We start from the raw sequence: 5,028 nt of genomic DNA, 5'->3' as shown, positions 1-5,028 counted from the left end.
TCTGGTGCGTGGCCAACTGGTCGCTGACGACGCTGATGGACGGCGAGGGCAAGTTCGCCGAAATTTTCATGGCGACCTGCTTTGCCCTGGTGCCGCTCATCATTATCCAGTTCCCGTGGATCTGGCTGAGTAACTTTATCACCTTTCAGGAGGCGTCGTTTTATTATTTCTCCGGCAGCCTCTCGGTCCTCTGGTGTCTGTTCCTGCTGTTCGTGGGCAACATGACGGTGCATCAATTCTCGCCGTCCAAGACGCTGGTGACGATGGCGCTGACGGTCGTGGCGATGGGGTTCATGGCATTCCTGTGTCTGCTGTTCTTCAGTCTGATCCAGCAGATCGTCGGCTTCGTCTCGACGATCTACCAAGAGCTGTCGCTAAGAAGCTAGAAAGGAAGGCAACGGATGAGAGTAACGAAAACTTACCTAGGGTTGGCGCTGCTGCTGACGGGCCTTCTGCTGCTATCGGGCTGCTCGGGCGGCGACTCGGAGGCTGCGCAAGCGGCGGCAGAGCCTCAGATCATCGCCGTCGCCGACGGGGAGCGGCTGCAGTCGGCCTTTACGGACAATCGACTGCCCGGCATGAAGGGGATCGCCCAGAACGAGTCGCTGCAGCTGTACGTCGACGAAGCGACGGCAGGCATCGCCGTGCTCAATCGGGCGAGCGGCGACATCTGGCGGAGCAATCCGGCCGAGCCCGATGCCGATACGTTGGCGACGGGGACCAACAAGGATATGCTGTCCTCCCAGGTGCGGATGAGCTTCTACAACAATCTCGGGCAGGTCAGTACGGTGAACACCTATACGGACAGCGTGCTCAACCAGCAGATGAAATACGAGGGACTGCCGGATGGGCTGCGGGTGTCCTACCAATTCGGTACGAACAAGAAGTCGATGGACGATATGCCGAAGCGAATCGCCAAGGAGCGCCTCGAGGAGATGGTGCTGAGCAAGCTCGACAAGGCGGGCCAGCGAGCGATACGGATCGCCTATACGGAAGACAAGGACGCGCCTTTCTATACGCGGAACGACTCGGCGCTGCAGGGGCTGCAGCTGGAGCGGGCGCTCAAGGCATTCGAGGAGGCCGGCTACACCTCCGAGGATCTGGAGCAGGACATCGCCGACAACAGCCTCGACCAGCCCAAGCCGACGCCGCGGATGTTTAATCTGACGATCGAATATACGCTCGACGGCGACAATCTGCTCGTGCGGGTGCCGTCCTCGGAGATACGCTATCCCGGAGACTATCCGATCAACGCGATTTCCGTGCTCGACTTTTTCGGGGCGGGCGGGACGGACGAGGAGGGCTCGCTGCTCGTCCCTGACGGCTCGGGGGCGCTGATCCACTTCAACAATGGCAAAACGGCGTATCCCGCCTACCGTCAGGCCGTATACGGCACCGACAACACGACGAACAGCTCGCTCACCTACTCGCTCGACGAGACGGTGCGGCTGCCGGTCTTCGGCATCCTCAAGGAGGGGCGGGCGATGCTCGGCATGATCGAGCAGGGCGCGGCGGTCGCCTCGGTGACGGCCGACATCAGCGGCAAGATCAACAGCTACAACTACGTCTACCCGAGCTTCATCGTCGTCAACAAGGACGACATCACGCTCAACGCGGACGGCGCTGTCCGTACGCTGCCCAAATTCCAGGAGGCGGCGACGAGCTCCGACTTCGTCATCCGCTATGCATTCCTGGCGGGGGAGGAGGCGTCCTATGCCGGGATGGCGAGCAGCTATCGGCAATCGCTGATCGATCGCGAGCAGCTCGCTGCCTCGCAGGAGCTCGCGCCGGATGCGCAGTCGCCGTTCTACCTGCAGCTGGTCGGCGGCATCCCGAAGCTCAAGCATCGGCTCGGCATCCCGTATGAGGCGCTGGAGCCGCTGACGACCTTCGAGGAGGCGCAGACGATCGTCGAGGCGCTCCAGGAGCGTGAGGTCGATCGGATCAAGCTCCAATACGCCGGATGGTTCAACGAAGGACTCGACCACAAGGTGCCGGACAAGGTGAAGGTCGACGGCGCGCTCGGCGGCAAGCGCGGCATGCAGGAGCTGGCGACATTCCTCGAATCGCGCGGCGTCGAGCTGTATCCCGACACGGCGCTGCTGATGGCCAATCGCAAGCAGGGCTTCCGGGTGTCCAAGGAAGCGTCGCGGATGCTGAGCGAAGCGCCGGCGGAGCTCTATCCGATGAATCAGGCGCTCAATCGGCGCGACCGCGACCGCAACCCTGCGTACGTCGTCTCGCCGACGAAGGTGCCGGGATATGTCGAGTCGCTGCTCAAGGGGCTGGCCCCTTATCCATCTAGCGGCATCTCGCTGCGGGACCTCGCCGACCAGGTGAACAGCGACATGCGCAAAAACCGCCAGATCGACCGGACGCAGTCCGAGGGCGTCTCGGTGGAGGCGCTCGAGCGGATCAGCGCCAGCCAGGACAACGTCATGGCGCAGGGCGGCAACGCCTACGCGCTCCCGTACGTGACCGACATTACGCATGCGCCGCTCAGCAGCAGCCGTTTCAAGCTGGAGGACGAGGAGATCCCGTTCTACCAGATGGTCGTGCGCGGCTCGATCGATTATACGGGGACGCCGTACAATCTGTCGACGCATACGAACGCGAGCCAGTATGTGCTCAAGAGCCTCGAGTACGGTTCGCATGTGTACTTTACCTGGATCTATCAATCCGGGCACAAGGTGAAAGACACCGAATTTGATTATCTGTACGCGGTTAACTACGAGCAGTGGCTCGACACTGCGGCGCAGATGTACGGCGAAGTGAACGAAGCGCTCTCCAAGGTAGCGGGCCAGCGGCTGAGCGATCACGAGAAGCTGGCGGACGGCGTGTTCAAGTCCATCTACGAGAACGGCGTCTACTTCATCGTCAACTACAACCGCGAGCCGGTGACGGCCGAGGGCCGGCGGATCGAGGCCGAGAGCTATGCGATAGGTGGTGAATCGTCCTGAGAGCGAACCTGAAGTTTAGATCAAAGCCGCGTACGTACGCGCAGCAAAAGGCGATGTGGGGCTTCCTCTACGTCCTGCCCTGGCTGCTCGGCTTCATCTTCTTTTTCCTGACGCCGCTGCTGACCTCGCTGAGATATAGCTTCAGCAAGGTCGAGTCGAGCGCCGAAGGGCTGTCGGTGCAGTTCACCGGAATGAAAAACTACATCGAGGCACTGACGGTCAATACGAGCTTCAATCGTGTGCTGACCGAATCCATCGTCAATATGGTCGTCAACGTGCCGCTGATCGTCATCTTCAGCCTGTTCCTGGCTGTGCTGCTCAATCAGAAGTTTTTTGGCCGCTCGGTAGCCCGCTCGATCTTCTTCCTGCCGGTCATCCTCGCCTCCGGCGTCATCATGACGCTGGAGAGCACGAGTCTGATCCAGGCGATCAACGACCAGAACAGCGGCGCACGGATCATCAATGCGCTGGGCAGCTTCGAGCTGGAGAGGATCATGCTGCAAGCCGGCGTCAGCGAATGGATCGTCGACTACCTGACCGGCGCCGTCGACCGGATCTATCAGATCGTCAGCCAGTCAGGCGTACAGCTCCTGATCTTCCTGGCGGGCATCCAGACGATCTCGCCGGCGCTGTACGAGGCGTCCAAGATCGAGGGCGCGACCGGCTACGAGGCGTTCTGGAAAATTACGTTTCCGATGGTCAGCCCGCTTATCCTGGTCAACATCATCTACACGATCATCGATTCGTTCTCGCGCAATGCGTTGACGGACCTCATCCGGGAGACGGGGTTCGTACGGTTCAATTTTGGCCTGAGCTCGGCGATGGCCTGGATTTATTTCCTGTCGATCGCGCTCATCCTGGCCATCGTCTCGTACGTCGTGTCCAAGAGAGTGTTCTATCAAGACTAGCTGCGCAAGGGAGGACGGAATAACATGCATGCCATCCGGATATTATCGCTGGAGAGCTGGAAGCGCTGGCTCTGGATTATTGTTCGCTTCGTATTGATCGTCGGCCTGTCGTTCGTCGTCTTGTACCCGATCTTCCAGAAGATCGCGACGGCCATCAAGGCCAAGTCGGACCTGTACTCGCCGATCGTCGTCTGGGTGCCGCAGAACTATACGCTCGATAACTTCCGCCAGGTCATCTCGGTGATGGACTACTGGCAGACGCTGCTCAATACCTTTACCCTGGCGGGGACGACGACGATCCTGACGACGATCTCCTGCGCGCTCGCAGGGTACGGCTTCGCCCGGCTGAAGTTCAGAGGGAGCAACCTGCTGTTCGCCGGGGTCATCCTGACGATCCTGGTGCCGCCGACGACGATCCTGATCCCGCTGTATCTCAATCTGAAGGACTTCACGCTGCTCGGCCTGATCCCGCTGCTGACGGGCAAGCCGGTTAACCTGCTTAACTCGTATTGGCCGTTCCTGCTCACCTCGCTGACGGCGACCTCGTTGAAGGCGGGGCTGTACATCTTCATCTTCCGCCAGTTTTTCCGGGGTATCCCCAAGGAGGTCGAGGAGGCCGCCTATGTCGACGGCGCAGGGGTAGGCACGACATTTATGCGGATCATGCTGCCCAATGCGATCCCGTCGATCGTCACGGTGTTGCTGTTCTCGTTCGTCTGGCAATGGAACGACAGCTTCTACACGACGACCTATCTGACGAGCAGCAAGGTGATGGCGACGCAGCTGTCCTCGCTGCCGCATAACCTGTCGATCCTGCTGTCGGGCGGCGATACGTCGACGGCCGATCCGTTCTATCTGAGCATGGTGCAGGACACCGGCATCCTGATGGCGATCCTGCCGCTCATCATCATCTATCTGTTCGTCCAGCGCTACTTCGTCGAGAGTATCGAGAGAACGGGCCTGGTCGGGTAGACCGGCTTTAAATGTGTGTTCAAAAAGGCCGGTGTTCAGCACCGAGAAGGTTGAAGGCAGGAGGAAATGAGGAGCGGAGCGTAGTGGAAACTACGTGAGCACCGGAAGTTCCGACTGCATTCAAGATTCGATGTCGATTCCACTTCACTGAACTGCTTCGTGATCAACAGCGGACTTTTTGAACAACC

Annotated in this window: 4 protein-coding genes; all 4 read left to right on the top strand. The window is 59.9% G+C overall.

Annotated elements, in window-relative coordinates:
* On the top strand, positions 1 to 386 hold a 386-nt coding region (locus PA598K_RS31415), incomplete at its 5' end, for a YIP1 family protein (RefSeq protein WP_128660719.1).
* Positions 387 to 401: 15 nt separating this feature from the next.
* A complete protein-coding gene (locus tag PA598K_RS31410) occupies positions 402 to 2,960 on the top strand; it encodes a DUF5696 domain-containing protein (RefSeq protein WP_128660718.1) in 2,559 nt (852 codons plus the stop codon).
* Between the two features lie 53 nt (positions 2,961 to 3,013).
* Positions 3,014 to 3,868, top strand: a complete 855-nt coding sequence (locus PA598K_RS31405) for a carbohydrate ABC transporter permease (RefSeq protein ID WP_128660717.1) — start codon at positions 3,014 to 3,016, stop codon at positions 3,866 to 3,868.
* 24 nt (positions 3,869 to 3,892) lie between these two features.
* Entirely contained in the window at positions 3,893 to 4,840 is a 948-nt protein-coding gene (locus PA598K_RS31400; protein ID WP_128660716.1) for a carbohydrate ABC transporter permease, read from the top strand.
* Positions 4,841 to 5,028: the final 188 nt, after the last annotated feature.

The organism is Paenibacillus sp. 598K (genome assembly GCF_003851045.1).
In the GTDB taxonomy this organism is placed as follows: domain Bacteria; phylum Bacillota; class Bacilli; order Paenibacillales; family Paenibacillaceae; genus Paenibacillus_D.
This window is presented reverse-complemented; position numbering and strand designations above follow the sequence as displayed.